The 23,242-nt window shown below is 71.3% G+C and carries 23 protein-coding genes; 8 read left to right on the top strand and 15 right to left on the bottom strand.

The annotated features are described in order from the left end of the window. Window positions 1-24: 24 nt before the first annotated feature. The 3 genes from KZJ41_RS04520 to KZJ41_RS04510 all read right to left on the bottom strand — a co-directional run bounded on the left by KZJ41_RS04520 (window position 25) and on the right by KZJ41_RS04510 (window position 3,530). Window positions 25-264, bottom strand: coding sequence for an MbtH family protein (locus KZJ41_RS04520; protein ID WP_003936798.1), 240 nt, complete (start codon window positions 262-264; stop codon window positions 25-27). Then, window positions 261-1,652 carry a lysine N(6)-hydroxylase/L-ornithine N(5)-oxygenase family protein gene (locus KZJ41_RS04515; RefSeq protein ID WP_065923021.1) on the bottom strand — a complete coding sequence of 464 codons (1,392 nt, stop codon included), beginning with the start codon at window positions 1,650-1,652 and terminating at the stop codon, window positions 261-263. Before KZJ41_RS04515 ends, KZJ41_RS04520 begins: the two co-directional genes overlap by 4 nt. Window positions 1,653-1,805: 153 nt before the next feature. After that, entirely contained in the window at window positions 1,806-3,530 is a 1,725-nt protein-coding gene (locus KZJ41_RS04510; RefSeq protein WP_065923022.1) for an AMP-binding protein, read from the bottom strand. A gap of 160 nt (window positions 3,531-3,690) precedes the next feature. Here KZJ41_RS04510 and KZJ41_RS04505 point away from each other — a divergent pair, with 160 nt between their 5' ends. Next, complete coding sequence (locus KZJ41_RS04505; RefSeq protein ID WP_006942896.1) at window positions 3,691-4,707, top strand: NADP-dependent oxidoreductase; 1,017 nt, start codon at window positions 3,691-3,693, stop codon at window positions 4,705-4,707. Between the two features lie 57 nt (window positions 4,708-4,764). Here the strand turns inward: KZJ41_RS04505 and KZJ41_RS04500 are convergent, their stop codons facing one another. The 10 genes from KZJ41_RS04500 to KZJ41_RS04455 are packed head-to-tail and all read right to left on the bottom strand — an operon-like array spanning window position 4,765 to window position 13,820. Next, window positions 4,765-5,478: a metallophosphoesterase gene (locus KZJ41_RS04500; RefSeq protein WP_006942891.1), complete on the bottom strand. Its 714-nt coding sequence runs from the start codon at window positions 5,476-5,478 to the stop codon at window positions 4,765-4,767. Further along, window positions 5,475-5,747 (bottom strand): BON domain-containing protein, encoded by a 273-nt coding sequence (locus tag KZJ41_RS04495; protein WP_006942889.1) that lies wholly within the window; start codon window positions 5,745-5,747, stop codon window positions 5,475-5,477. Before KZJ41_RS04495 ends, KZJ41_RS04500 begins: the two co-directional genes overlap by 4 nt. Then, window positions 5,744-6,376, bottom strand: coding sequence for a nucleotidyltransferase (locus KZJ41_RS04490; RefSeq protein ID WP_029541180.1), 633 nt, complete (start codon window positions 6,374-6,376; stop codon window positions 5,744-5,746). Before KZJ41_RS04490 ends, KZJ41_RS04495 begins: the two co-directional genes overlap by 4 nt. Window positions 6,377-6,404: 28 nt before the next feature. Continuing rightward, window positions 6,405-7,064 (bottom strand): HAD family phosphatase, encoded by a 660-nt coding sequence (locus tag KZJ41_RS04485; protein ID WP_006942885.1) that lies wholly within the window; start codon window positions 7,062-7,064, stop codon window positions 6,405-6,407. Beyond that, on the bottom strand, window positions 7,061-7,912 hold the full coding sequence (locus tag KZJ41_RS04480; protein ID WP_065923023.1) for an acyl-CoA thioesterase II: 852 nt from the start codon (window positions 7,910-7,912) through the stop codon (window positions 7,061-7,063). Before KZJ41_RS04480 ends, KZJ41_RS04485 begins: the two co-directional genes overlap by 4 nt. Before the next feature lie 17 nt (window positions 7,913-7,929). Beyond that, a complete protein-coding gene (locus KZJ41_RS04475; RefSeq protein ID WP_251550244.1) occupies window positions 7,930-9,588 on the bottom strand; it encodes an AMP-binding protein in 1,659 nt (552 codons plus the stop codon). Between the two features lie 49 nt (window positions 9,589-9,637). After that, window positions 9,638-10,735, bottom strand: coding sequence for an acyl-CoA dehydrogenase family protein (locus tag KZJ41_RS04470; protein ID WP_006942879.1), 1,098 nt, complete (start codon window positions 10,733-10,735; stop codon window positions 9,638-9,640). Next, a complete protein-coding gene (locus KZJ41_RS04465; protein ID WP_029541170.1) occupies window positions 10,732-11,925 on the bottom strand; it encodes an acyl-CoA dehydrogenase family protein in 1,194 nt (397 codons plus the stop codon). The genes KZJ41_RS04470 and KZJ41_RS04465 overlap by 4 nt, the downstream gene beginning before the upstream one ends. 34 nt (window positions 11,926-11,959) lie before the next feature. Then, entirely contained in the window at window positions 11,960-12,994 is a 1,035-nt protein-coding gene (locus tag KZJ41_RS04460) for a phosphotransferase family protein (protein ID WP_006942877.1), read from the bottom strand. Further along, the gene (locus tag KZJ41_RS04455; RefSeq protein WP_065923025.1) at window positions 12,981-13,820 is read right to left on the bottom strand and encodes an enoyl-CoA hydratase-related protein; all 840 of its coding nucleotides are present in this window, start codon (window positions 13,818-13,820) and stop codon (window positions 12,981-12,983) included. Before KZJ41_RS04455 ends, KZJ41_RS04460 begins: the two co-directional genes overlap by 14 nt. A 351-nt stretch (window positions 13,821-14,171) precedes the next feature. On the opposite strand from KZJ41_RS04455, the gene KZJ41_RS04450 reads away from it, so the two are divergent. Further along, window positions 14,172-15,209 (top strand): phosphotransferase family protein, encoded by a 1,038-nt coding sequence (locus KZJ41_RS04450; protein WP_065923026.1) that lies wholly within the window; start codon window positions 14,172-14,174, stop codon window positions 15,207-15,209. A 61-nt stretch (window positions 15,210-15,270) separates the two neighbouring features. Here KZJ41_RS04450 and KZJ41_RS04445 read toward each other — a convergent pair whose 3' ends face one another. Beyond that, the gene (locus KZJ41_RS04445; protein WP_043801479.1) at window positions 15,271-16,053 is read right to left on the bottom strand and encodes an IclR family transcriptional regulator; all 783 of its coding nucleotides are present in this window, start codon (window positions 16,051-16,053) and stop codon (window positions 15,271-15,273) included. Between the two features lie 203 nt (window positions 16,054-16,256). Between KZJ41_RS04445 and KZJ41_RS04440 the strand changes: the two genes are divergently transcribed. Genes KZJ41_RS04440 through KZJ41_RS04430 form a run of 3 tightly spaced genes read left to right on the top strand, consistent with a single transcriptional unit; the run spans window position 16,257 to window position 18,923 of the window. Then, window positions 16,257-17,024 (top strand): CoA transferase subunit A, encoded by a 768-nt coding sequence (locus KZJ41_RS04440; RefSeq protein ID WP_029541161.1) that lies wholly within the window; start codon window positions 16,257-16,259, stop codon window positions 17,022-17,024. After that, window positions 17,021-17,683 (top strand): CoA transferase subunit B, encoded by a 663-nt coding sequence (locus tag KZJ41_RS04435; protein ID WP_065923027.1) that lies wholly within the window; start codon window positions 17,021-17,023, stop codon window positions 17,681-17,683. The genes KZJ41_RS04440 and KZJ41_RS04435 overlap by 4 nt, the downstream gene beginning before the upstream one ends. A gap of 49 nt (window positions 17,684-17,732) precedes the next feature. Beyond that, window positions 17,733-18,923 (top strand): acetyl-CoA C-acetyltransferase, encoded by a 1,191-nt coding sequence (locus KZJ41_RS04430; protein ID WP_065923028.1) that lies wholly within the window; start codon window positions 17,733-17,735, stop codon window positions 18,921-18,923. A gap of 604 nt (window positions 18,924-19,527) precedes the next feature. Here KZJ41_RS04430 and KZJ41_RS04425 read toward each other — a convergent pair. Continuing rightward, window positions 19,528-20,265, bottom strand: coding sequence for a GntR family transcriptional regulator (locus tag KZJ41_RS04425; protein WP_006937917.1), 738 nt, complete (start codon window positions 20,263-20,265; stop codon window positions 19,528-19,530). A 196-nt stretch (window positions 20,266-20,461) separates the two neighbouring features. Between KZJ41_RS04425 and iolC the strand changes: the two genes are divergently transcribed. The 3 genes from iolC to iolB are packed head-to-tail and all read left to right on the top strand — an operon-like array spanning window position 20,462 to window position 23,242. After that, on the top strand, window positions 20,462-21,448 hold the full coding sequence (gene iolC / locus KZJ41_RS04420) for a 5-dehydro-2-deoxygluconokinase (RefSeq protein WP_029541107.1): 987 nt from the start codon (window positions 20,462-20,464) through the stop codon (window positions 21,446-21,448). Further along, window positions 21,441-22,343 (top strand): hypothetical protein, encoded by a 903-nt coding sequence (locus tag KZJ41_RS04415; protein WP_006937913.1) that lies wholly within the window; start codon window positions 21,441-21,443, stop codon window positions 22,341-22,343. Before iolC ends, KZJ41_RS04415 begins: the two co-directional genes overlap by 8 nt. A gap of 5 nt (window positions 22,344-22,348) precedes the next feature. Next, window positions 22,349-23,242, top strand: coding sequence for a 5-deoxy-glucuronate isomerase (gene iolB, locus KZJ41_RS04410; protein WP_065923540.1), 894 nt, complete (start codon window positions 22,349-22,351; stop codon window positions 23,240-23,242).

The following is a 23,242-nucleotide window of genomic DNA, read 5'->3' as shown; positions in this document are numbered from 1 at the left end:
GGTCGACGCGGTTACCGCGGCAGGTCAGGCGCCCGCGTTGCGGGCCTTCTCGTCTGCCTCCATGGCGTCACGCAGGCTCTTCGGCCGCATGTCGGTCCAGTTCTTCTCCACGTACTCGACGCATGCTGCACGCGACTCCTCCCCGAACACCACGCGCCACCCCTGCGGCACCTCGGAGAAAGTCGGCCACAGCGAGTACTGCTCCTCGTCGTTCATGAGGACGTAGAAGCGGCCGTCTTCGTCGTCAAAAGGATTCGTGCTCATCTCGCCTCACTTGTCGCATAGGTGTGCTGCTTTCGTACCCTAGCAAGCCCGGGGGTCCGGTCATGACCCGCTGGTAGTTTTCCTCCGCGCCGCTCGAGGACGGATCCGAGGATCTCCCCGGACCGGATCGCCACGTTCGACAGCAGCGACGCCGTCAACCCATGGGTCTTCTCGGTGCCGCCCTGCAGATAGATCCCGGCACGGACGTCGCCGGCGGTGGGCAGCCGGTAGTCCCGGTCGACCGTGCGCAGCGGCGACGACGCGGAAGCGAGGGCGCCGAGCAGGGGCGGCAGCGGGGCGGGCTCGAACCCGGTGGCGAGGACGACGGCGTCGCACATCAGGGTGTCGGTGAGTCCGTCGATCGTGCTGCGCACGTCCACCTCGATTCCGGTGGTCGACTCGGTGACCGCGGCGATCTCGGAGGCGCGCCGCATGAACAGCCGCCGCCGTCCGCTGACGCGTTCGCGGTACTCGGCCGCGTACAGCGCGGTGATCAGGTCGGGGTCGACGACGGAGTAGTTGGTGCCGCGGTGCAGGGCGAGCAGTCGTGCCCGCTCGGCCTCGGGTGCGGCGTGCAGTTCGTCGACGGTGGCCGGGTCGAAGATGCGGTTGGCGTACGGACTGTCGTCGGCGGGGCTGTAGCCGAAGCGGGCGAAGACGTTGTGCACTTCGGCCTGCGGATAGTGGCCGTGCAGGTACTGCACCACCTCGGCGGCGCTCTGGCCGGCGCCGACGACGACGAACCGCTGGTGCACGGGCGCGGGCATCTCGGCCAGATGGAACAGGAACCGGTGGTTGTGGAAGCAGCGCGCGGTCTCGGTGGCCCACGCGGGGATGCGGGGCCGCAACCCCACGCCGACGACGACGTTCCGGGCGTGCACGACGGTGCCGTCGGCGGTGTGGACGGCGAGGCGGTCGGCGATGCCTGCCTCGTCGTGCACGGCCTCGACCGCGGTGACCTCGGTGCCGTAGCGCACGTCGGCGTCGACGCGGCCGGCCGCCCACTGCAGGTAGTCCTGGAATTCGTGCCGCGTCGGGAAGAACGTCTGGTGGTTGACGAAGTCTACGAGCCGGCCCCGGTCGTGCAGGTAGGCGAAGAAGGTGTAGGGACTCGTGGGGTTGCGGAAGGTGACCAGGTCCTTCGGGAAGGCGATCTGCATGGTGGCGCCCTCGAGGAGCATGCCGGGATGCCACGCGAAGGCGGGTTGCCGCTCGAAGAACCGTGCCCGTACGGGATCGTGCGGGGCGTCGGCATTGTGTTCTTCGACGGCGATCGCCAAAGCGAGATTGGCGGGCCCGAATCCGATCCCGACGAGGTCGAGGAGTTCCGGTGGTTCGCCGTCCGGCGACGGCGAGTCACCGCTGTCGTTGCAGGATCGGTCGGTCATTGGTCGCTCTTCCGTGCTCTGGGGCCGCAGCCGCGGATGGATCGATCGCACAAGAAGATAGCTCAGGCTATCCTTGGTTTGGTTAGCCTACCAATCATCGAGGTCGGCTGGGGAGGCTGCGCTGCACCCCTCCCGGCCCGGCTCCGGCCCGCCCTAGTTGCGCTCCTCCGCCCGCGCGAACAGGTCGCCCTTGCGGATCTTGCCGGTGGCGGTCATGGGCAGCGCAGCCACGAGTTCGACGATCGGCACCTTGTAGCCGGCCATGTTCTCCCGCGCCCACGCCACGAGCCCCTCGGCCGTGACGGCCGTGCCGGGGACCGGCTGGACGAACGCGAACGCGACCTGTCCCCTGTCCGGATCGGACTTGGGGACCACCGCGACCGTCGCGACGTCCGGATGCATGCGCAGCAGCGCCTCGACCTCGGCGGGGAAGACGCTCATGCCGTTGGTCTTGATCATCTCCTTGTTGCGGGCGAGGTAGTGCAGCGCGCCCCGCTCGTCGAACCGACCGACGTCACCGGTGCACAACCAGGCGCCCTGGAACGAGTCCGCGGTGGCCTCGGCGTTGCGGTAGTACCCGGTCGTCACCGAGGGGCTGCGCACGATGATCTGCCCGGTCACGCCGATCGGCACCGGAACGCCCGTCTCGTCGACGATCAGGATGTCGGTGCCCGGCACCGGCAGGCCGCAGAACACGGGCTCGCTCTGGAGGTCGACGTCGCCGTCCTGGAAGCCGAGGGTGAAGGTGTCGGCGGTGTTCGTCTCGGTCATGCCGTAGCTCGCCTCCCGCAGGGTGTGGCCGGTCGCGTCGCGCCACCGCCGGCGGATCGCCGGATCCAGCTTCAGCACGAACGACACCGCCATGGCGTTGTCGAGGCTGGCGGCGCGGCTGCCGTCGAAGCCGGGCGCCTCCAACAGCTCCACGTAGTTGTCGACGGTGCCGACCGTGCTGGTGACTCCGTGCCGCTCGACGAGGGCCAGCGCGGCGTCCGCGTCCCACCGGGTCATCAGCACGACGGTGCCGCCGTTGACGAGGGGATTGAGGATGCCGAAAACCTCGCCGGCGATCCAGAACATGGGCAGGTAGTTGAGCACCACCGTCGTCTCCCCCACCCGGCGGCCGCCGCCGACGGTGGCCGCGGCGGCGGTGTAGACCATGTGCCACTGGGTGTGCTCACAGCCCTTCGGCATGCCGGTGGTGCCACCGGTGTAGTTCAGCGCGGCGAGCGCGTCCGGATCGGTCGCGACGGCAGGAGCGCGGGGGCTGTCGACGATGCCCGCCCAGTCGCCGACGGCGGGATCGGCGACCGGGAAGGGCGGTGGCACCTCCCCCGGCGCCACACCGGCGAGCATGTCGCCGAGGGCGGTGACGGCGACGTGCCGCACAGGGGTGCGCGGCCGGACCGCTTCCACGAGCGGGAGCAGTTCGGGCTGCGTGAGCAGGATCGTGACGCCGGCGTCGGCGAGCTCGTGGGCGAGTTCGTGCTCGCGCAGCATCGGGTTCACGGGCACGTGGACGGCGCCGATCTTGAGGATCCCGAGCATCGCGACGTGGAACTGCGGGCAGTTGCCGAGGTGGACACCGACGCGGTCGCCGGCCCGGGCGCCGCGGGCGAGCAGCCAGCCGGCGAACCGGTCGGAGAGGTCGTCGTACTCGGCATAGCCGACGGTGCGACCGTAGAACTCGATCGCGGGGGCGTGGGGACGCACGCTCGCCCAGTGCCGCAGGTAGTCCACGAGCCCGCGACCCTCGATCGGGTACTCCACCGTGCGCGGCACCTCCGGCGGCCAGTGGGCCTCCTGCACCCGCCGGATCTCGGCGAGCGCGGCCTCGAGCGCATCGGAATCGGTGGGGACCGTGTCGAGCTGGCGTGTCATGTCGACCTTCCGTTTCTCGGGGCATCCGCGACGGCCGGGGTGATCCCGGTCACCCGCCATGTATAGTTGAATCCGGTGTCGGATTCAACTGCCCGGAATTCTCGCGAGGAGTCCGAATCACCGCACCGCAGTAGACGTTCCGCTGCCGAAAGGAATACGCATGGCGTCCGTGAACAAGCAGGTCCGATTGGCGCGACGACCGGTCGGCCGCCCCGACGAGTCCACCTGGGACATCACCACCGCACCCGTTCCGCGGCCCGCCGACGGCGAGTTCACCGTCCGCGTCGAGTATGTCTCCCTCGACCCCGCCATGCGGGGGTGGCTGAACGACGTCCGTTCGTACATCCCGCCGGTCGCGATCGGCGAGATCATGCGCGCCCATGCCGTCGGCCGGGTACACGAATCCCGGCACGACGACTACAAGGAGGGGCAACTCGTCTCGGGACACTTCGGGGTGTGCGACTACGCCGTCTCCGACGGTAGCGGCGTCGTCCCGGTCGACGAATCCCTTGCGGCCCCGCCGGTGTGGCTGGGCGCCCTCGGATTCCCTGGCATGACAGCATATTTCGGCCTCGTCGACGTCGGGCGGATGAAGCCGGGCGACACCGTGCTCGTCTCGGGCGCCGCCGGGGCCGTCGGCAGCATCGCCGGGCAGATCGCCAAACTGAGCGGGTGTCGCGTCATCGGCATCGCCGGCGGGCCCGACAAGTGCGCGTGGCTCACCGACGAACTGGGCTTCGACGCCGCCATCGACTACAAGGCCGGTTCCGTGGGCCGGGCGCTGCACGCCGCCGCGCCGGACGGGATCGACATCTACTTCGACAACGTCGGCGGTGAGACGCTCGACTCGGCGCTCGCCGTGCTGCGCAAGAATGCGCGAGTCGTGTTGTGCGGTGCCATCTCCGGCTACAACGCGACCGACCCGCAGCCGGGGCCGTCACGCTACCTGTCCCTGCTGGTGAACCGGGCCTCCATGGCCGGGTTCATCGTCTTCGACTACCTCGACCGCTTCCCCGAGGGCATGGCCGCGGTGTCGGAGTGGATCCGCCGCGGCGAACTGGTCACCCGCGAGCAGGTCGAGAGCGGCGGCGCCGAGGCCTTCGGGCGCACGCTCAACATGCTGTTCGACGGTGCGAACACCGGCAAGCTCGTGCTGAAGATGACCGACGACGCCTGAGGGCTCGCGCGGGGTGGTCGAGTGTCGGGCCCGCCACCCCGCGACCGGCCCCAGCGATCAGTTCTCGAACCGGTAGACCGCGTAGGCGGTGCGGATGACCGGCTGCGCGACGTTGCGGACCCGCACGCCGCCCGGGGTGGTGCCGCGCTCGCACCCGGCGTGCGCGTGCCCGTGCACGGCCAGGTCCAGGTGGAACTCGTCGACCGGTTCGCCGAGCAGATACGACCCGAGGAACGGGTAGATCTCGGCGGGTTCGCCGCGCAGGGTGTCGCTGATCGGCGAGTAGTGCAGCAGCCCGACGCGGACGTCGGCACCGTCGAGCTCGGCGACGGCGCTGCGGAACCTGTCGGCCAGTTCCACGGTGTGCCCGGCGAACTGCTTCATCTCCGGCTCACCGAACGCGCTCGCGCACTTGCCCGCGAAACCCCCGCCGAATCCCTTGGTCCCCGCCACACCGAGCCGCGCCCCGCCCACCTCGAGGACGACCGACTCACCCTCGAGCATGACGATGCCCCGGTCGCGGAGCAGTTCGGTGATCTCGTCCGCGGCGTCGCTGTGGTAGTCGTGATTGCCGAGCACCCCGACGACGGGCACCGGCAGGTCGCCGAACTCGTCGGCGACGACGCGCGCCTCGTCGACGGTGCCGTGCCGGGTGAGATCACCGGCGAGCAGCAGCACGTCGGCATGCTCGTGCACGTGTTCGAGGGCGGGCCGCAGATGGCCGCGGGCGTCCTCGGCCAGGTGTACGTCGCCGACGGCGGCAATCCTCATCGCAGTTCCTCCACCGAGGTTCCGGGGTCGCGCGAGTCGACCACGTGCACGTCGTTGTGGACGGTGACGTCCGGTAGCTGTTCCTGTACCACCACGGTCAGCGCGTCGCGGCGTGCGGCGCTGGCGACCTCGCCGGTCAGGTACACGTCGGTGCCGCGGATCGTGACGCGCACGCCCTGTTCGGCGGTGCGGGGATCCTCGGCCAGGGCGCGGTGCAGGTGCGCCACCACATACTGCGGGTGATCCTGCTCCGGGTGTTCGTGACTCATCGCCGGACCTCCGAGCCGGGTTCGATGATGCCCAGGTCTGCGAGCAGGCCGAGGAAGGCGCGGGCGTACGGCGACGCCGCCGTGGCGGTGGCCACCTGGGCCCAGTCCACCTGCTCGCGCAGGGCGCGGGCGATGCGCAGCAGCGGCGCGAAGTCGCAGCGGTGCGCGTCGAGCACATTGAGCTTGTCGCTCATCAGGTCGGTGCCGCTGATCACCGGCGCCGCGGTCGGGCCGATGCGCATCCACTGGGCGCGGGCGAGCATCGAATCGTCGACGTCCCGGTCGTTGGGGCGGAAGATCAGGTCCACGAGATGCTCCCCCTCGTAGACCTTGCTCAGCCAGTTCTCGGGCGGATCGACCGGACGCATGCCGGCGGCGACGAGCGCCTCCCGCGCGGCGTCCACGTCCCGGGGGCGGACGAACAGGTCCACGTCGTGGTCGGACGCGGGCCCACCGCGCGCGTACACCGCGCATCCACCGCCGACCGCGAACGGCACCCCGGCTTCGTTGAGGGTGTTCGCCGCCTTGGTCAGCACCTGCAGCAGCTGGGTCTCCTTGACCGACTCGTCCGGCGAACCCGCGACGTCGACCGTCGCGGCGTCGGGGCTGTGGGGCTGTGCGTTGGTCATGGGTGGCGGGTACCCGCGCGCCGACGGCTCACACCTGACCGGGCACTCGTCCCGTCACGAAGCCGAACCGCTCGGCGAGCTCGAGGCGCGTGGTGTCGGCGTCGGTGTGCAGCACGCCGGCGATGCCGATCCGCGCCGCCCCGTCGAGGTTCTGCTGCAGGTCGTCGACCATCACGGCCTGCTCGGGCGCCACCCCCAGCCGCTCGCACGCGAGGGCGTAGATGCGGCGCGACGGCTTGCGGATGCCGATCTCGGCGGAGATCACCACCTCGTCCGCGAGCGCGGCCAGGTCGAAGCCGGCATAGCAGTCCCGGCCGAAGGCGTTGGACACCAATGCGACCGGCACGCCGGCCGCCCGGAGGTCGTCGACGAGGGCCACCGTCCGGTCGTCGCGCCGCATCCCGGCCTGCATCCGGGCGGCGAGTCCCTCCGCGGTCACGGCCGCCCCGTGGGCGCGCAACCGCTCGGCGAAGCCCTGCTCGAACTCCTCCGCGTCGATGCGCCCCGACTCGTGCTCGGCGAGCAGCCCGCGCGAGATCGGGTCGCCGCCGAGCAGCCGCAGCGGCAGTCCCGGATCGCCGAGTGTCGCGCCGAACTCCTCGAACGCGGCGAACACGCTCGTGGTGATCACCCCGCCGAAGTCGACCAGGACGGCGGTGCGTTCGGAGATGGGTGCAGCGAGGTTCATTCCGCCCGGCCTTCCGCGCGTCTGGCGCCGACCGCCGCGGCGCGCTCGGTGTGGAACCGCACCATGCCCTCCTGCGCGACGGCGGCGACAAGTCGTCCGGCCGTGTCGAAGATCTGTCCCTGGATCAGGGCGCGCCCCGATTCGGACGACGGCGACACCTGATCGAACAGCAGCCATTCGTCCACCCGGAACGGCCGCAGGAACCACACGGCGTGATCGAGGGACGCTCCCTGGATCGGCCTGTCGGGATGCGGTAGGACGGCGATGTCGAGCAGCGCCATGTCGCTGCAGTACGTCAGGGCGCAGGCGTGCAGGACCGGGTCGTCCGGCAGGGGGGTGCGGTGCCGTATCCACAACCGCCGGCGCGACGGCACGTCGGGCGTGGCCTCGTCCGCAGGGAGCCAGCGGCGCTCCCAGTCGTCCCATTCCGGGAAGTCGTACCACGCGGCCCACGGGCGGCCGTTCTCCGCGATCTCTTCCGGTCCGGCCGTCGCCGGCATGGCCGCCTGATGGGTGTACCCGTCGTCGCCGCGGTGGAACGAGGCGGTCAGGGTGAACACCGTCTCGCCGTCCTGGACCGCGGTGACGTACCGGGTGCGGAAGCTGCCGCCGTCCCGCACGGCGTCCACCCGATAGTCGGTGGGGTCGAGCGGCCGGCCGGGGCGCAGGAAGTGCCCGTGCACCGAGTGCACGCCGAACTCGGGCGGCACGGTCCGTGCCGCCGCGGAAAGCGCCTGCCCGGCGACCTGGCCGCCGAAGGTCCGCTCCATCTCGGTCGGCACCGGGTCGGCGCGGAACGTCGCCGGGGCGATTTCGCGCAGGCCCAGAACCTCGTCGATGCTCGGCACGTGTTTCCCTCCTCGGGTCAGGACGACGCGACCCTGCGCATCTCGCGGCGCAGGATCTTCCCGCTGGTGGTCTTGGGCAGCTCGTCCAGGATCTCGACCGACCGCGGGGCCTTGTAGGTGGCCAGCCGGTCGCGGCACCACGCCACCAGCTCGTCCGGGTCGACGTCCTGGTCCGGGCGCAGGCTCACGAACGCAGCGACCGACTCGCCGCGGTAGGAGTCGGGCACGCCGACGACCGCGGCCTCGCGGACCGCCGGATGCCGGTAGAGCACGTCCTCCACCTCGCGGGGCCAGACCTTGAACCCGGAGGCATTGATCATGTCCTTCTTGCGGTCGACCACGTACACCCAGCCCTGTGCGTCCATGAAGCCGACGTCACCGGTCAGCAGCCGCCCGCCCGGGATGGATTCGGCGGTGGCCTCGGGCAGGTTCCAGTAGGCGGGGACGACCATGGGACCCTCGACGGCGATCTCCCCGACCTCGCCCGGTCCGAGGTCCTTGCCGTCCTCGTCGACGATGCGCACCATCGCGGTGGGCAGCGGCAGGCCGATCGACAGCGTGCCCGAGTCCGGATCCACCGGCGCCTCGCGGCCGGAGGGCACGACGACACAGGGCGCGCTGGTCTCCGTCAGGCCGTAACCGTTGCGGATGTAGAGGCCGGTCCGCTCGCGGAAGCGCTCGACGATGGCCGGTGGCAGCGGCGCGCCACCGGAGTTGAGGGTCAGGAGCGACTCGAACGCGTCCGACGAGAACGACGGATGCGCCAGCAGCGCCATGTACGCGGTCGACGGGCCGACCATGAACGCGGGCCGCTCCCGCTTCAGGACGTCGAGCACCACCCCGGCGTCGAAGCGGTAGGCCAGCACCAGCGGACCGGCCAGATCCACCGCGGTGAGCAACTGGACGACCATCCCGGTGATGTGGAACAGCGGCGCGAGAGCGAAGATCGGCGAACCCGCCGGAATCTCGTCGTACAGGCGCAGCAGTACGCAGTTGACGGTGAGGTTCGCGTGGGTGTTGGTGGCGCCCTTGGGCAGTCCGCTCGTCCCGGACGTGTAGGAGACGAGCGCGATGTCGTCGGGGATCAGGCCCGGATCGGGGACGGGGCGGCCCGCCCACTCGCGGGCGACCTCCAGTAGGTCGGGGACGCCCGGCGTACGGCGGCGCTCGACGCCCGCGAAGAGCCGCTCGTCGTTCCGGGTCTGCAGGTCCAGTTCGCTCGCGGTCAGCGCGATCGTCACGCCCGCCCCGGCGGCCCGCTCCGCCACCCGGTCCGCCCACGCCTGTTCGCCGCACACGACGGCGACGACGCCGGCGTCGGTGAGGATGTGGTCGAGTTCGTCCTTGTACATCGGGTTCAGCGGCACCACCGCGCCGCCGGCCTTCCACGCGCCGAACAGCGCGAGGACGAACTGCGGCACGTTCTGCAGGTACACGGCCAGCCGGTCGCCCCTGCGGAAGCCGTGTTCGAGCAGGTAGGCCGCCACGCCGTCGGTCAGCTCGTCGACTTCCCGATAGGTCAGCGTCGCACCGAGATACGTGATCGCCGGCCCGTCCGGCGCGGCGGCGACGGCGTCGGCGAACACCTTGAGCGTGGTCCGTCGCGGGACGGGTCCGACCTCGGTCACGCGGGGATCGTACTGGGCCATCCAGGGCCTGTCGTCGTACCAGCTCATCGTGGCGGCACCTGTCCTTTCGTGTGTTGTTGCAGCGCAATCGTTTCGGTCACGAGACCGGCAGGCCGACGAGGTCCGCCAGCCGGGCGCGGTGCCGGGACGGGACGCCGAGCGCGAGCTGATCGGCCTTGGCCCGCTTGAGGTAGAGATGCGCCGGGTACTCCCAGGTCATGCCGAGGCCGCCGTGCAACTGGATGCACTCCTCGGCAGCGTGGACGGCGACGTCGCTGCAGTAGGACTGGGCGACCGCCGCCGCGATCGCGGTGTCGTCGTCGCCGCGTGCGTACGCGTCGGCCGCGTACCGGGCGGCCGACAGCGCCGCGCCCACCTCGAGCCACAGATCGGCGAGCCGGTGCTTGATCGCCTGGTACGAACCGACGGCGCGGCCGAACTGGCGGCGCTCCTTGACGTAGGCGACGGTGGTCTCGAGGCACCACTGGGCCACCCCGAGCTGCTCGGAGGCGAGCAGCACCGCCCCGCACTGCAGCGCCTCGGTCACCGCGGCGGCCGCGTCGCCGCCGTCGACGCGGGTGGAGGCGGCCCCGGCGAACTCGACGTCGGCGATCGGCCGGGTCATGTCCAGCGACAGCACCGGGGTCACCGTGACGCCGGCGGCGTCCGACCGGACGGTGTGCAGTTCGAGGCCGTCCGGCCCCGCGACGGGGACGACGAGCACATCGGCCTCGTGTGCCCCGGCGACGCTGGTGACCCGTCCGGTCAGGCCGTCGGCCGTGCGATGCACCCCGGTGATCGCGGCGTCCGGCGCCGTCGACAACGGCACGACGAGGGCGCCGGTCGCGGCGCCCTCCGCGAGGGCCGGCACGGTCCCGGTGTCGCCGGCGCGCAGCAGCGCGACGGTGGCGAGCACCGCGCTCGACAGGTACGGCACCGGCGCGGCGGCCCGGCCGATCTCCTCCATGACGACCGCGGCCTCGCGGGTGCTCGCGCCGGCGCCGCCGAGCGACTCGGGCACCAGCAGCCCCGCCAGCCCGAGTTCGGCGGCGACCGTCTTCCACACGCCCGAGAAGTCGGCGGGCGCGGCGTCGTACGCGGTCACCACGACGGACGGTGGGCAGCGATCGGTGAGCACGCGACGGACGCTGTCCCGCAGGGCGTCCTCGGTGTCGGAGTACAGCAGGTCGGTCATCGCGCCAGGTCCTTCCACGGAATATCCTTGTCCACACGGTGTTCCGGCGGCAGCCCGAGCACCCGCTCGGCGACGACGTTGCGCAGGATCTCCGACGTGCCGCCCTCGATCGAGTTGCCCTTGGCGCGCAGGTACCGGTATCCGGGTTCACGGCCGGTGAAGTCCACCGCCTCAGGCCGGCGCAGGGTCCAGTCGTCGTATCGGAGGCCGTCCTCGCCGTGCAACTCCACCTCGAATCCCGACACGGTCTGGGCGAGGCGGGCGAACGCGAGCTTCATGCCGGAGCCCTCCGGACCGGGCTGGCCCGCGGCGAGCTGCTGGCGCAGGCGTTCTCCGGTCAGCCGGGTCACCTCCGCCTCCACCCACAGCCGCATCAGCTGGTCGTGCCGCGCCGGGTCGCGCAGCTCGGGACGCTCGCGCCACGTCGCGGCGACCTTGCCGATCATGCCGCCCTCGCGGGGCGCGCCGGAGCCGATCGCGACGCGTTCGTTGTTGAGGGTGGTCGTGGCGACGCGCCAGCCCTGCCCCTCGTCGCCGAGCCGGTTGGCGTCGGGTACCCGCACGTCGGTGAGGAACACCTCGTTGAACTCGGCCTCGCCGGTGATCTGCCGCAGGGGTCGCACGTCGACGCCCGGATCGCTCATGTCCAGCAGGAAGTACGTCAAGCCGGCGTGCTTGGGCACGCTCGGGTCGGTGCGGGCCACCAGGATCGCCATCTGCGCGTTCTGCGCGCCCGACGTCCACACCTTCTGGCCGTTGACGATCCAGTCGTCGCCGTCGCGGACCGCGCGGGTCGCGACGGCGGCCAGGTCGGAGCCGGCGCCGGGCTCGCTGAACAGCTGGCAGTAGATGTGCCGTCCGGTGTAGAGGGGACGCAGGAACCGGCGTTTCTGCTCCTCGGTGCCGAACGCCGCGATGGTGGGCGCGGCCATGCCCAGGCCGATGCCGTTGCGGCCCGCGGCGGGCCGGGGTGCTCCGGCGGCGGCCAGTTCGGCCTCGACCTGCGCCTGGTGACTCTGCGGCAGGCCGAGTCCGCCGTGGCCCGGCGGGAAGTGCACCCAGGCGAGACCCGCGTCGAACCGAGCGCCGAGGAAGTCCTCCGGCCCGGTCGTGCTCGGATCATACTGGTCCAGAAGATGTTTCACGCGCCCGGAGAGGTCGCGCGAGGTCGTCTGCTCGTCGGGGGACATCGTCGTCTCCTGCGTGTCGAGGGTGGTGGGGGCGTCAGATGCCGGCTTCGTCGGCGATCTCGCGGGCCTTGTGGACGAGGGCGTCGATGCGCGCGACCGTGGGAGTGCCGGCCGCGGCCTTGTTCTGCGGTTCGTCGAGGGCGCGGCGCATCACACCCTCCGCGATCACCGCCACCTTCCACAGCCCCAGCGCGTGCCAGAACTTCAGCGCCGCCGGGTCGCGGCCCGTCTCGTCCAGGTAGACGGCGGCGAGTTCGGCGCGGCTCGGGAAGCCCTCGAGGGTGGAGGCGGGGAAGTCGCCGCCGGTGTCCTCCCCCGGCTCGGGCCAGTACGCGAACAACGACCCGACGTCGGCGAGGGGGTCGCCGACGGTGGACAGTTCCCAGTCCAGCGCGGCGACGACGTCACCGCTCTCGCACGAGGTGATGACGTTGCGCAGGTGGAAATCACCGTGCACCAAGGTGATTTCGTGCTGTGGCGGCACGGCGGCCAGGAGCCGGCGGGTCAGGTCGTCGAGTTCGGGCAGCTCGCGGGTCTTCGACTTCTCCCACTGGCCGGCCCAGCGGTGCAGCTGCCGCTCCGCATACGGCTTGGGGCGGGCGAGGGCGTCGAGCCCCGTACGTTCGAGGTCCACGGCATGGATCCGGCCGAGCGTCCGCGCGAGCGACAGCCCGATCCGGCGGCGGCGCTCCGGCGTCAGGGATTCGGCGACGGACATCCGGTCCACCACCTGTCCGTCGACGAACTCCATGAGCACCAGCGGCACGTCACTGAATGCCGGATCGTCGGTGAGCCCGAACACCTTCGGCGTCGGCACGTCGGTGCCCTCGAGCGCGGAGAGGATGCGGGCCTCGCGCGCGACGTCGTGCGCGGACGCCAGTAGGTGCCCGAGCGGCGGTCGCCGCAGCACCCACCGGCGGCCGTCGCCGTCCTGCACCAGGTAGGTCAGGTTCGACTGCCCGAGCCCGATGCGGTCGAAGGTCAGCGGCGCGGTGTGCTCGATGCCGAGGTCGCCGAACCAGCGCAGGATCGCGTCCGGGTCGATGCCGACGGTTTCACGCAGGGGCATGGGCACTCCCGGGCAGGGCGGCGAACGCGGGGGCGCGCCGCTCGAGGTGACTGGCGACGCCCTCGGCGACGTCGGGACCGCGGAAGGCCTCGCGCATCAGGCGGTCCGCGGCGGCGAGCGCGTCCGGGTAGGACCGGTCGGCGTCGTCGCGCAGCTGCTGCTTGATCGTCGCCATCGACCGCGGCGAGCAGTGCGCGGCGAGGTCGGTCGCGTAGGCGACGGCGGCGTCGACGACGTCGCCGGTGGTGACGAGATGGTCGAGCAGGCCGATCCGGTGGGCCTCGTCCGCGTCGACCATACGGCTCGACAGGAGCAGGTCCGTGGCGCGGCTGTGGCCCACGAGGCGGGGCAGCAGCCAGCTGATGCCGTACTCGGCGATGAGCCCGCGGCGCGCGAACGCGGTGGTGAACCGGGCGGTCGGGTCGCCGAAGCGGACGTCGCAGTAGAGAGCCTCGACCAGGCCGAGTCCCGCGACGGGTCCACGGATCGCGGCGACGAGCGGTGTGCGGACCCGCAGCGGGAAGTCGCGCGGGCGTGGCCGCATCAGGTCGTCGTCCGACGCGTCGGCGACGTGGCGCAGGTCGTCGAGGTCGGCGCCGGAGCAGAATCCGCGGCCGGCACCGGTGACGACGACGGCCCGCACCTGCGGGTCGTCGTCGGCCTCGGCGAGCAGGTCGAAGTAGCGGTCCTCGAGCGCGTTGCTCCAGGCGTTGAGCTTGGTCGGCCGGTTGAGGGTGAGCAGGGCGACGGGGCCGCGCCGCTCGGTCAGGACCAGGTCGTCGGTGGTGGCCACGCCGCGGGTCGCCGCGGCGGGTGCGTCGGTCATCCGGGTGCTCCTTCACAGCAGGGAGTCACGTAACTTGACGTCAGATTCAAGTTGCTGAGCGCTCGCATAGTTTGCGCCCGAGGCGGTGTGATGTCAATCGCTCGGGCCATCCGGATGTGACCGGGGCAGGCGGCCCGGGCCACGGTCGGCGCGGGCTCGACGGGGCTTGCCCGATCCCCGAGTCCCGGGTCGCCGGCGGGCGGAGGACCCGGTCAGGGCCCGACGGCGTCTGGGGCGCGTGGACCGCGCCCCGAATTTCCCCGGTGGTCCGGCACGGCACGTACCGATCGGTGCGCGAGGCGAGTAAGCATGAGGGATCCGCACCGGATCCGAACGAGCAGAGAGGGCGCGATGGCTCAGGTGGATGCCGCGAGCGAGCCGATCGGCCTCGACGCAGCGCGCGTCACCGCGTGGTTCGTCGAGCACCTCCCGGACGTCGCACCCCCGTTGCACTTCGAACTGATCACCGGAGGCCGGTCCAACCTCACCTACCGGGTCCGTGACGAGGCGGGGACGCGTTGGGTCCTGCGCCGGCCGCCGACCGGGGAACTGCTCTCCTCCGCCCACGACGTCGTGCGGGAGTGGCGCATCCTCGACCTGCTCGCCGGCGGCCCGGTGCCGGTGCCGCCGGTGACGGGCTGCTGCGCCGACCCGTCGGTGACGGGGGCGGACTTCTACGTCATGAAGCACGTCGAGGGCATCGTCCTCGACGATGCCGAGACGGTCGCCGCGATCCCCCGGCCGAACCGACCGACCGCCTCCCGCAGCATCGTGGACACCCTCGCGGTGATCCACGCGGTGGACACCACGACCGGACCGCTGGCGCAACTGCGCAAACCGGGCAGCTACCTCGAGCGCCAATTGCGGCGCTGGAGCCGTCAGCTCACCGCCGGCGGTGTCGGTCCCGGGCCCGTGTGGGACGTCCACGAGCTCCTGACCCGGAAGCTGCCCGCCGAACGGTGGACCGGGTTGGTGCACGGCGACTTCCGGCCGGGCAACCTGCTGATCGGGACCGACGGGCAGGTGCGCGCGGTTCTGGACTGGGAGCTGTGGACCATCGGCGACGTGATGGCCGACCTCGGGTGGCTCACCGCCACCTGGGCGTCGGCCGACGTGATCGGCTGGGCGCCCGATCCCGCCGACGGTTTCCTCGACGTCGACACGGTCGCCTCCCGGTACGCCGACACGACCGGCCGTGACCTCGACGACCTGCGCTATCACCAGGGCTTCGCGCTGTGGAAGCTCGCAGCCATCGCGGAGGGTGTGGCGGCGAGGTTCCGCGCCGGCGCGATGGGCGATCAGGAGGTCGACATCGACGCCCTCGCACAGCGTCCGGCGCAGCTGGCCGAGATGGCCCGCGCGGTGCTCACGGGGCGAGGGCCGGGCTGACGCGACGCGAGTGCGGGCGGTGCGGCGGCCCGATCCGGGTGCGCGTCCGGACGATCGTCCCTCACCCGGACCGCCGGGGGCGGTGGCGCAGCAACTGGGTGAGACGATGCGCCTGCCGGAGCAGCAGTTCCCCGAGTTCGGGACGACGGTCGGCGCGGAAACGGCTCTCCACCCCGGTGATGCTCAGCGCCCAGGCCGGCGCGTCCCGGTGGTCGAAGACGGCGGCCCCCATCCCCCAGCTTCCCTCCACGAGCAGGGCGGGATTGGTGGAGTAGCCGGCCAGGCGCGTCGCGGCGATCCGTTCCTCGACGGCCTGCCGGCTGTGGTCCGGCCCCCACCCGGCGGTCAGGTCGGTACGGGACAGGTACTCGTCGATGTCGCGGTCGGACAGGTGGGACAGGATGACGAGCCCCGCGGACGCGACACCGAGGGGCAGCCGGATCCCGACGTGGAGGACGTGGGAACGCAGCGGGAAGCTGCCCTCCTCGCTGGCGAGGCACACGGTCTCGTCCCCGCGCCGGGCGGACAGGAAGGCGCTCTCGCCGGTCTCCCGTGCGAGGTCGCGCAGGATGTCGCGGGCGAGGTCGGTGATGTCGTAACGGCCGGCCGCCAGCGAGCCGAGCAGGTACAGCTCGGGCCCCAGCGACCATCGACCGGTCTTCGGGTCGCGGTCGACGAGGCCCTCGTCGGTGAGCGAAGTCAGCAGGCGGTGCGCCGTCGGGCGCGCGAGGTTCGTCGCCCGGGCCAGATCCGAGGTCGACGAGCCGGTGGGCTCGTGCCCGGCGATCGCGCGCAGCAGCGCGCTGACGCGGCCGATCACGTGGGGTCTCTGTGCCTCCTCCATGACACGAGAATACGTCCACTCAGTGAACGCCGTCGAAATCGACGTTCCGATGGGCGAGCAATCTCGAATGCGCCGCTCGCAAGGCCTTGAAATCGGCAAACACAGAGCATGTAGTGGTACTCGACCGATGCGTCATCGTCCATTGAATGAACGCATCCTGCACCGGGGTCCGGAGGGACCGAAGTCTCGAGAAGGGGTCTGTGATGGGAACGAAAGTGTTCGACACGCCCGCGGCCGCCGTCGCGGACGTGTCCGACGGCGCGACGATCGCCGTCGGCGGGTTCGGGTTGTGCGGCATCCCCGACGCCTTGATCCGCGCGCTGGTCGAGTCCGGCGTCGGCGATCTCGAGGTGTTCTCCAACAACTGCGGCGTCGACGACCACGGCCTGGGCCTGCTGCTGAACGCGCGCCAGATCCGCCGGGTCACCGCCTCCTACGTCGGGGAGAACAAGGAGTTCGCCCGCCAGTATCTCGCCGGTGAGCTCGAGGTCGAGCTCACCCCGCAGGGCACCCTCGCCGAGCGGCTGCGCGCCGGTGGCGCCGGCATCCCCGCGTTCTTCACCCCGGCGGGTGTCGGCACCCCCGTCGCGGACGGCGGACTGCCGTGGCGGTACCACGTCGACGGCTCGGTGGCCGTGGCCTCCCCGCCGAAGGAGACCCGGGCCTTCGGCGACAAGCGGTACGTGATGGAGGAGGGCATCACCGCCGACTTCGCGCTGGTGCACGCCGTCAAGGGCGACACCGCCGGCAACCTGATCTTCGACAAGACGGCGATGAACTTCAACCCGCTGGCCGCGATGGCCGGGAAGGTCACGATCGCGCAGGTCGAGGAACTCGTCGAGCCCGGCGAGCTCGATCCCGCGCAGGTGCACCTGCCGGGAATCTTCGTGCAGCGCATCGTCGAAACCGGTCCGCAGGACAAGCGGATCGAGAAGCGGACAGTCCAGGCAACGGAAGGGGCGGCACGATGACCGGCACCAGGGGATGGACCCGAGACCAGATGGCGGCCCGCGCGGCCGCGGAGATGATCGACGGCGAGTACGTCAACCTGGGCATCGGGCTGCCGACGCTCATCCCCGGTCATCTTCCGCCGGACGTGCAGGTGACGCTGCACTCGGAGAACGGCATCCTCGGCACCGGCCCGTACCCGACCGAGGAGAACGTCGACCCGGACCTGATCAACGCGGGCAAGGAGACGGTCACCGTCAATCCCGGTGCCGCATTCTTCGATTCGGCATTGTCGTTCGGCATGATCCGCGGCGGGCACATCGACACCGCCGTGCTCGGCGGCATGCAGGTCTCCCGGACCGGCGACCTGGCCAACTGGATGGTTCCCGGCAAGATGGTCAAGGGCATGGGCGGCGCCATGGACCTGGTGCACGGCGCCAGCCGCGTCATCGTGGTCATGGAACACACCGACCGCGACGGCAATTCGAAGATCGTCGACACGTGCTCCCTGCCCCTCACCGGCCAGGGTGTCGTCGACCGGATCATCACCGACCTCGCGGTGATCGACGTCGTCGGCGACGGGACCCTCGCGCTGCGCGAGCTCGCGCCGGGCGTGACCGTCGACGACGTCGTTGCGGCCACCGCGGCGCCGCTCGAGATCCGCATCGACGAGCTCGTCTGAGAGAAGTAGTCGAATACCACTGCTCGACAACAAGATCGGAGACCCCATCGTGACCAGTTCTGTCATCGTTGCCGGAGCCCGGACCCCGATGGGGCGTCTGCAGGGCGCCCTGAAGGACCTCTCCGGTTCGGACCTCGGCGGGGTCGCCATCGCCGGCGCCCTCGCCAAGGCCGGGGTGGCCCCGGAGCAGGTCGAGTACGTGATCATGGGTCAGGTGCTCACCGCCGGCGCCGGCCAGATCCCGGCCCGGCAGGCCGCGGTGGCCGCCGGCATCCCGATGGACGTGCCCGCCCTGACCGTGAACAAGGTGTGCCTGTCCGGGATCGACGCGATCGCGCTGGCCGACCAGCTCATCCGCGCCGGCGAGTTCGACATCGTCGTCGCCGGCGGCCAGGAGTCGATGAGCCAGGCCCCGCACCTGCTCGAGCACTCCCGGGCCGGGTTCAAGTACGGCGATGCGACCCTGCGCGACCACATGGCCTTCGACGGGCTGCACGACATCTTCACCGACCAGGCCATGGGCAACCTCACCGAGGCCGCCAACACCGGCACCCGGTTCGTCTCCCGCGCCGAGCAGGACGCCGTCGCCGCCGCCAGCCACCAGCGGGCGGCCCGCGCGCAGAAGGACGGGCTGTTCGACGCGGAGATCGTGCCGGTGTCGATCCCGCAGCGCCGCGGCGAGCCGGTCGTGGTCACCGCCGACGAGGGCATCCGCCCGGAGACCACCGCCGAGTCGCTGGCGGCGCTGCGGCCGGCGTTCGCGAAGGACGGCACCGTCACCGCCGGGTCGGCCTCGCAGATCTCCGACGGGGCGGCCGCGGTGGTGGTGATGAGCCGGGCCAGGGCCGAACAGTTGGGTCTGTCCTGGCTCGCCGAGATCGGCGCGCACGGGGTGGTCGCCGGCCCGGACTCGACGCTGCAGTCCCAGCCGGCCCGGGCGATCGCCAAGGCCTGCGCCCGGGAGGGCCTGGACCCGGCCGGGCTGGACCTGGTGGAGATCAACGAGGCGTTCGCCGCGGTCGGGATCGCCTCCGGCCGCGAGCTGGGGCTGGACCCGGCCCGGATCAACGTCAACGGCGGCGCCATCGCGCTGGGCCACCCGCTGGGGATGTCCGGGGCCCGGATCGTGCTGCACCTGGCGCTCGAACTGGCCCGCCGCGGCGGCGGTGTCGGGGCCGCGGCCCTGTGCGGCGGCGGCGGCCAGGGCGACGCCCTCATCGTCCGCGTCCCCAAGGCGTAGGACCCGCGACCTCGAGGATCCGTCGAGGACCGTCACGTTCGGGCGGAGGCGACACGATCGCCTCCGCCCGAACGCGTGTCCGGGGCCCTGTCGCGCGCCGGCCGGCGCGCGACGCGGTCGACCGGGTATGCGGGACAGAGCTTGAAGTGCGAATGTCCCCTCGCTCCGAGATAAGGCGGCGGCCAGCGCGTCCGGGTTGGCGAGGATGAGGGCGATCCCGTCGCTGTCGCTGTCGGATTCGACCTCGGTGTGCGCATGCCTCCAGGCCCGAATAGGAATCGAAAGATACTGTTCGGCAACGGTTCCGAACGTCATCGGTGAACCCGCTCGGGAGCCGAACCGGTCACCGCGGCACCGAGCGCGCGGGACATCCGCGCACTCTCGAACACCGTCGGTGCCCGTAGCAGAGCCAGGACGACGGAGGCGAGCGAGTACTCCGCGCCGGCGGGCAGGTGCCGCACAGCCCCCGCTGCCCCGCACACGGTGACGGTCAGCGCGGCGACCGCGACTCCGATGCCGGCGCCGCGAGCGTGAGGAGATGCGCCGAGATTGCCGCGTTCACCACGACGGCCGCGACGACATCACGAGAGGCGCCCGCGGGTTCTCAGCGGTCGACGACGGTGGTGTCGAAGTGGTAGCGCGACGCGCGGTAGCAGTGACTACCGAACTCCACGGCGGTTCCCGAGTCGTCGTACGCGGTGCGGTTCATGGTGAGCAGGGGCGCGCCCGTCTTCTCGTCGAGCAGGCCGGCCTCCTCGCGGGTGGCCGCTCGCGCTCCGATGCGCTGGCGGGCCAGCCGGATGTGCACGCCGCGCGCACGAAGCGACTGATAGAGGCCGTGATCCTCGAGTTCGTCCGCATCCGGCGCGATCGCGACCGGTAGGTGGTTGTTCATGATCGCCAGCGGTTCCCCGTTGGTACACCGCAGCCGGCGGATCGACACCACCTCCGCGTCCGGCCCGAGATTGAGTTCGAGCGCGACCTCCTCGGCCGGAGGGCCCACCCGATAGTCGAGGAGCTTCGTGGTGGGGGTCTGCCCCGCGCGGGCGAGGTCGTCGAACAGGCTGGTCAGCTCCACGGGACGGTGGACGGGACTCTGGACGACCTGCGTGCCGACCCCGCGCTTGCGTACCAGCAGACCCTTGTCGACGAGTTCCTGGATGGCGCGCCGGGTGGTCGGGCGGGACAGATTGAGCCGCTGCGCCAGCGCGAGCTCGTTCTCGAACCGGTCGCCGGGGGCGAGATCCCCACCAAGGATGGCCTTTTCGATGGCCTGGGCAAGCTGGAAGTACAGCGGTACCGGGCTCGAACGGTCGAGCTCGACTGCGAGCTGTGCACTCACGGACCACTCCGATCTCCAGCGAGGCGGCCCGGCGGACCGCGGATTCAGCTGAAGTGTATGTGAACACGGACATACGCTTGATTGCAAGTCAATATGTCAGGACAAAGCATTGACACGCGCCGGTGACATGGCGCACAGTTTCTGTGGACGCCGCGATCCCCGCGGACTGCCACCATCATCTTTCGGGAGTGCAGCCTTGACCACCACGCAGACGCAGACCGAGCGCCCGCTGGACGTGCTCGCCATCGGACGCAGCGGCGTCGACATCTACCCGCTCCAGACCGGCGTCGGACTGGAGGACGTGTCGACCTTCGGCAAGTTTCTCGGCGGCAGCGCCGCGAACGTGGCCGTTGCCGCGGCCCGGCTCGGGCGCAGCAGCGCCCTGATTTCCGGGATCGGCGCCGACCCGTTCGGCCGGTTCGTCCGCGCCGAACTCGAGCGGCTCGGCGTCCGGACCCGGCACCTGATCACCGACGGCCGCTACCCCACCCCGGTCACCTTCTGTGAGATCTTCCCGCCCGACGACTTCCCGCTCTACTTCTACCGCCGTCCGTCGGCTCCCGATCTGCAGATCCAGCCCGAACACCTCGACCTCGAGGCCGTCCGCACCGCGCGGCTGTTCTGGGCGACGGTGACCGGACTGTCCGAAGAACCCAGCCGCAGTGCACATTTCGCCGCCTGGGAGGCGCGCGGCCGAATCCGGCACACGGTCCTCGACCTGGACTACCGGCCGATGTTCTGGGATTCCCCGGCGGCCGCCACCGAGCAGGTCCAGCGGGCACTGCAGCACGTCACCGTCGCCGTCGGCAATCGTGAGGAGTGCGAGATCGCCGTCGGCGAGACCAATGCGCACCGCGCGGCCGACGCCCTGCTCGACCTCGGCGTCGAGCTCGCGATCGTCAAGCAGGGCCCGAAAGGCGTGCTCGGCAAGACCCGCTCGCAGTCGGTGACCGTCGCGCCCAACCCCGTGGACGTCGTCAACGGCCTCGGTGCGGGCGACGCGTTCGGCGGCTCGCTGATCAACGGACTGCTCGCCGGGTGGCCGCTCGAGAAGACCCTGCGCTACGCCAACGCCGCAGGCGCCATCGTGGCCTCCCGCCTCGAATGCTCCACCGCCATGCCCACCGCGGACGAGGTCGCCCACCTCGCCGACGCGACCGCCACGGAGGCCGTCAATGTCTGAGAATTCCACCCTGCCGTCGACCCCGCCCCAGCGGACCTACGGCGAGATCACCGAGCTGCGCGCCGAGGATCCGGGCGCCATCGAACGGGCCTGGGCCGCGCGGGCCACCCGGCCCGCGACGCGCGGCGACGGGCGCCTGATGATCGTCGCCGCCGACCACCCCGCCCGCGGCGCCCTGGCCGTCGGCGACCGGCCCACCGCCATGAACAGCCGCACCGACCTGCTCGACCGGCTCCGCACCGCGCTGGCGGACCCGGGCGTCGACGGCGTGCTCGCCACCTCCGACATCCTCGACGACCTCGTGCTGCTCGGCGCGCTCGAGGACAAGGTGGTCTTCTCCTCGATGAACCGCGGCGGGCTCGCCGGCGCCACCTTCGAATTCGACGACCGGATGACCGGCGCGACCGCCGCGTCGACCGCCCGGTACCGCATGAACGGCGCGAAGATGCTCTGCCGGGTGGCGCTCGACGATCCCGGCACCCTGTCGATGATGACCGAGTGTGCCCGGGCCGTCGACGAACTCGCCGACCACGGCCTGATCGCTATGCTCGAGCCGTTCCTCTCCCGGCGCGTCGACGGCAAGGTCCGCAACGACCTGTCGCCCGACGCGGTCATCAAGTCGATCCACATCCTGCAGGGCATCGGATCCACCTCCGCCTACACCTGGATGAAACTGCCCGTGGTCGACGAGATGGAGCGGGTCATGGACGCCACCACGCTGCCGACCCTGCTGCTCGGCGGGGACCCCAGCGATCCCGACGCCGCCTTCGCCGCCTGGGAGAAGGCGCTGGGCCTGCCGTCCGTGCGCGGCCTCGTCGTCGGGCGCACCCTGCTGTACCCGCACGACGACGACGTCGCCGGCGCCGTCGCGACCGCCGTCTCGCTGGTGCGGTGAGCGCCGTGAACAGCAAGTACTACCTGCCCGCCCGCTCCACCGGCGAGGCCCCGTTCACCGTGGCCGTCACCCCCGAGACCGCCGGGTGGTCCGAATCCAGCCTGTGGGTCGTCGAACTCGGCCCCGGCGAGCACGTCGAGCACCGGTCCGGCGACGACGAGATCCTCGTCGTGCCGCTGTCCGGCTCCGCCGAGGTGCGCTGCGCCGACGAGACGGTGACGCTCGCCGGCCGCCGGAGCGTCTTCGACGGCCCCACCGACTTCGCCTACGTCGGCGTCGACAGCTCCTTCCGGGTCGCGAGCGCGGCCGGTGGCCGCTTCGCGCTCTGCGGTGCCCGCGCCACCCGCCGGATGCCGTTCCGGTATGTCCCGGCCGCCGACGTTCCCGTCGAACTGCGCGGCGCGGGCAACTGCAGCCGTCAGGTGCACAACTTCGGCACCGCGGATGTCTTCGACGCCGACTCGATCATCGCGTGCGAGGTCATCACCCCGGGCGGCAACTGGTCGTCCTACCCCGCCCACAAGCACGACGAGAACACCGACGCCGAGTCCGAGCTCGAGGAGATCTACTACTTCGAGATCGACGAAGGCGAGACGGGCACAACAGGATTCGGTTTCCACCGGGTCTACGGCACGCCCGAGCGGCCGATCGAGGTGCTCGAGGAGGTCCGCAGCGGCGACGTCGTGCTCGTCCCGCACGGCTACCACGGCCCGTCCATCGCGGCCCCCGGCTACCACATGTACTACCTCAACGTGATGGCCGGACCCGGCCCCGAACGGGCCTGGCGCATCTGCGACGACCCCGCCCACACCTGGCTCCGCACCAGCTGGGAACACCAGGAGATCGATCCCCGACTGCCGCTCCACACCGGCCGCCCGCCCCAGAGCTCAGGAGAGTAG

Source organism: Rhodococcus sp. 11-3, assembly GCF_023704055.1.
GTDB classification, from domain to species: Bacteria; Actinomycetota; Actinomycetes; order Mycobacteriales; family Mycobacteriaceae; genus Rhodococcus; species Rhodococcus aetherivorans.
Note: the sequence above shows the minus strand (reverse complement) of the source record. Positions and strands in the feature narration are given on the sequence as shown.

Bases quoted from the DNA above. Each gene is read 5' to 3' on its own strand.
- KZJ41_RS04520 (WP_003936798.1), bottom strand. From the start codon at position 264: ATGAGCACGAATCCTTTTGACGACGAAGACGGCCGCTTCTACGTCCTC.
- KZJ41_RS04515 (WP_065923021.1), bottom strand. From the start codon at position 1,652: ATGACCGACCGATCCTGCAACGACAGCGGTGACTCGCCGTCGCCGGAC.
- KZJ41_RS04510 (WP_065923022.1), bottom strand. From the start codon at position 3,530: ATGACACGCCAGCTCGACACGGTCCCCACCGATTCCGATGCGCTCGAG.
- KZJ41_RS04505 (WP_006942896.1), top strand. From the start codon at position 3,691: ATGGCGTCCGTGAACAAGCAGGTCCGATTGGCGCGACGACCGGTCGGC.
- KZJ41_RS04500 (WP_006942891.1), bottom strand. From the start codon at position 5,478: ATGAGGATTGCCGCCGTCGGCGACGTACACCTGGCCGAGGACGCCCGC.
- KZJ41_RS04495 (WP_006942889.1), bottom strand. From the start codon at position 5,747: ATGAGTCACGAACACCCGGAGCAGGATCACCCGCAGTATGTGGTGGCG.
- KZJ41_RS04490 (WP_029541180.1), bottom strand. From the start codon at position 6,376: ATGACCAACGCACAGCCCCACAGCCCCGACGCCGCGACGGTCGACGTC.
- KZJ41_RS04485 (WP_006942885.1), bottom strand. From the start codon at position 7,064: ATGAACCTCGCTGCACCCATCTCCGAACGCACCGCCGTCCTGGTCGAC.
- KZJ41_RS04475 (WP_251550244.1), bottom strand. From the start codon at position 9,588: ATGAGCTGGTACGACGACAGGCCCTGGATGGCCCAGTACGATCCCCGC.
- KZJ41_RS04470 (WP_006942879.1), bottom strand. From the start codon at position 10,735: ATGACCGACCTGCTGTACTCCGACACCGAGGACGCCCTGCGGGACAGC.
- KZJ41_RS04465 (WP_029541170.1), bottom strand. From the start codon at position 11,925: ATGTCCCCCGACGAGCAGACGACCTCGCGCGACCTCTCCGGGCGCGTG.
- KZJ41_RS04460 (WP_006942877.1), bottom strand. From the start codon at position 12,994: ATGCCCCTGCGTGAAACCGTCGGCATCGACCCGGACGCGATCCTGCGC.
- KZJ41_RS04455 (WP_065923025.1), bottom strand. From the start codon at position 13,820: ATGACCGACGCACCCGCCGCGGCGACCCGCGGCGTGGCCACCACCGAC.
- KZJ41_RS04450 (WP_065923026.1), top strand. From the start codon at position 14,172: ATGGCTCAGGTGGATGCCGCGAGCGAGCCGATCGGCCTCGACGCAGCG.
- KZJ41_RS04445 (WP_043801479.1), bottom strand. From the start codon at position 16,053: ATGGAGGAGGCACAGAGACCCCACGTGATCGGCCGCGTCAGCGCGCTG.
- KZJ41_RS04440 (WP_029541161.1), top strand. From the start codon at position 16,257: ATGGGAACGAAAGTGTTCGACACGCCCGCGGCCGCCGTCGCGGACGTG.
- KZJ41_RS04435 (WP_065923027.1), top strand. From the start codon at position 17,021: ATGACCGGCACCAGGGGATGGACCCGAGACCAGATGGCGGCCCGCGCG.
- KZJ41_RS04415 (WP_006937913.1), top strand. From the start codon at position 21,441: ATGTCTGAGAATTCCACCCTGCCGTCGACCCCGCCCCAGCGGACCTAC.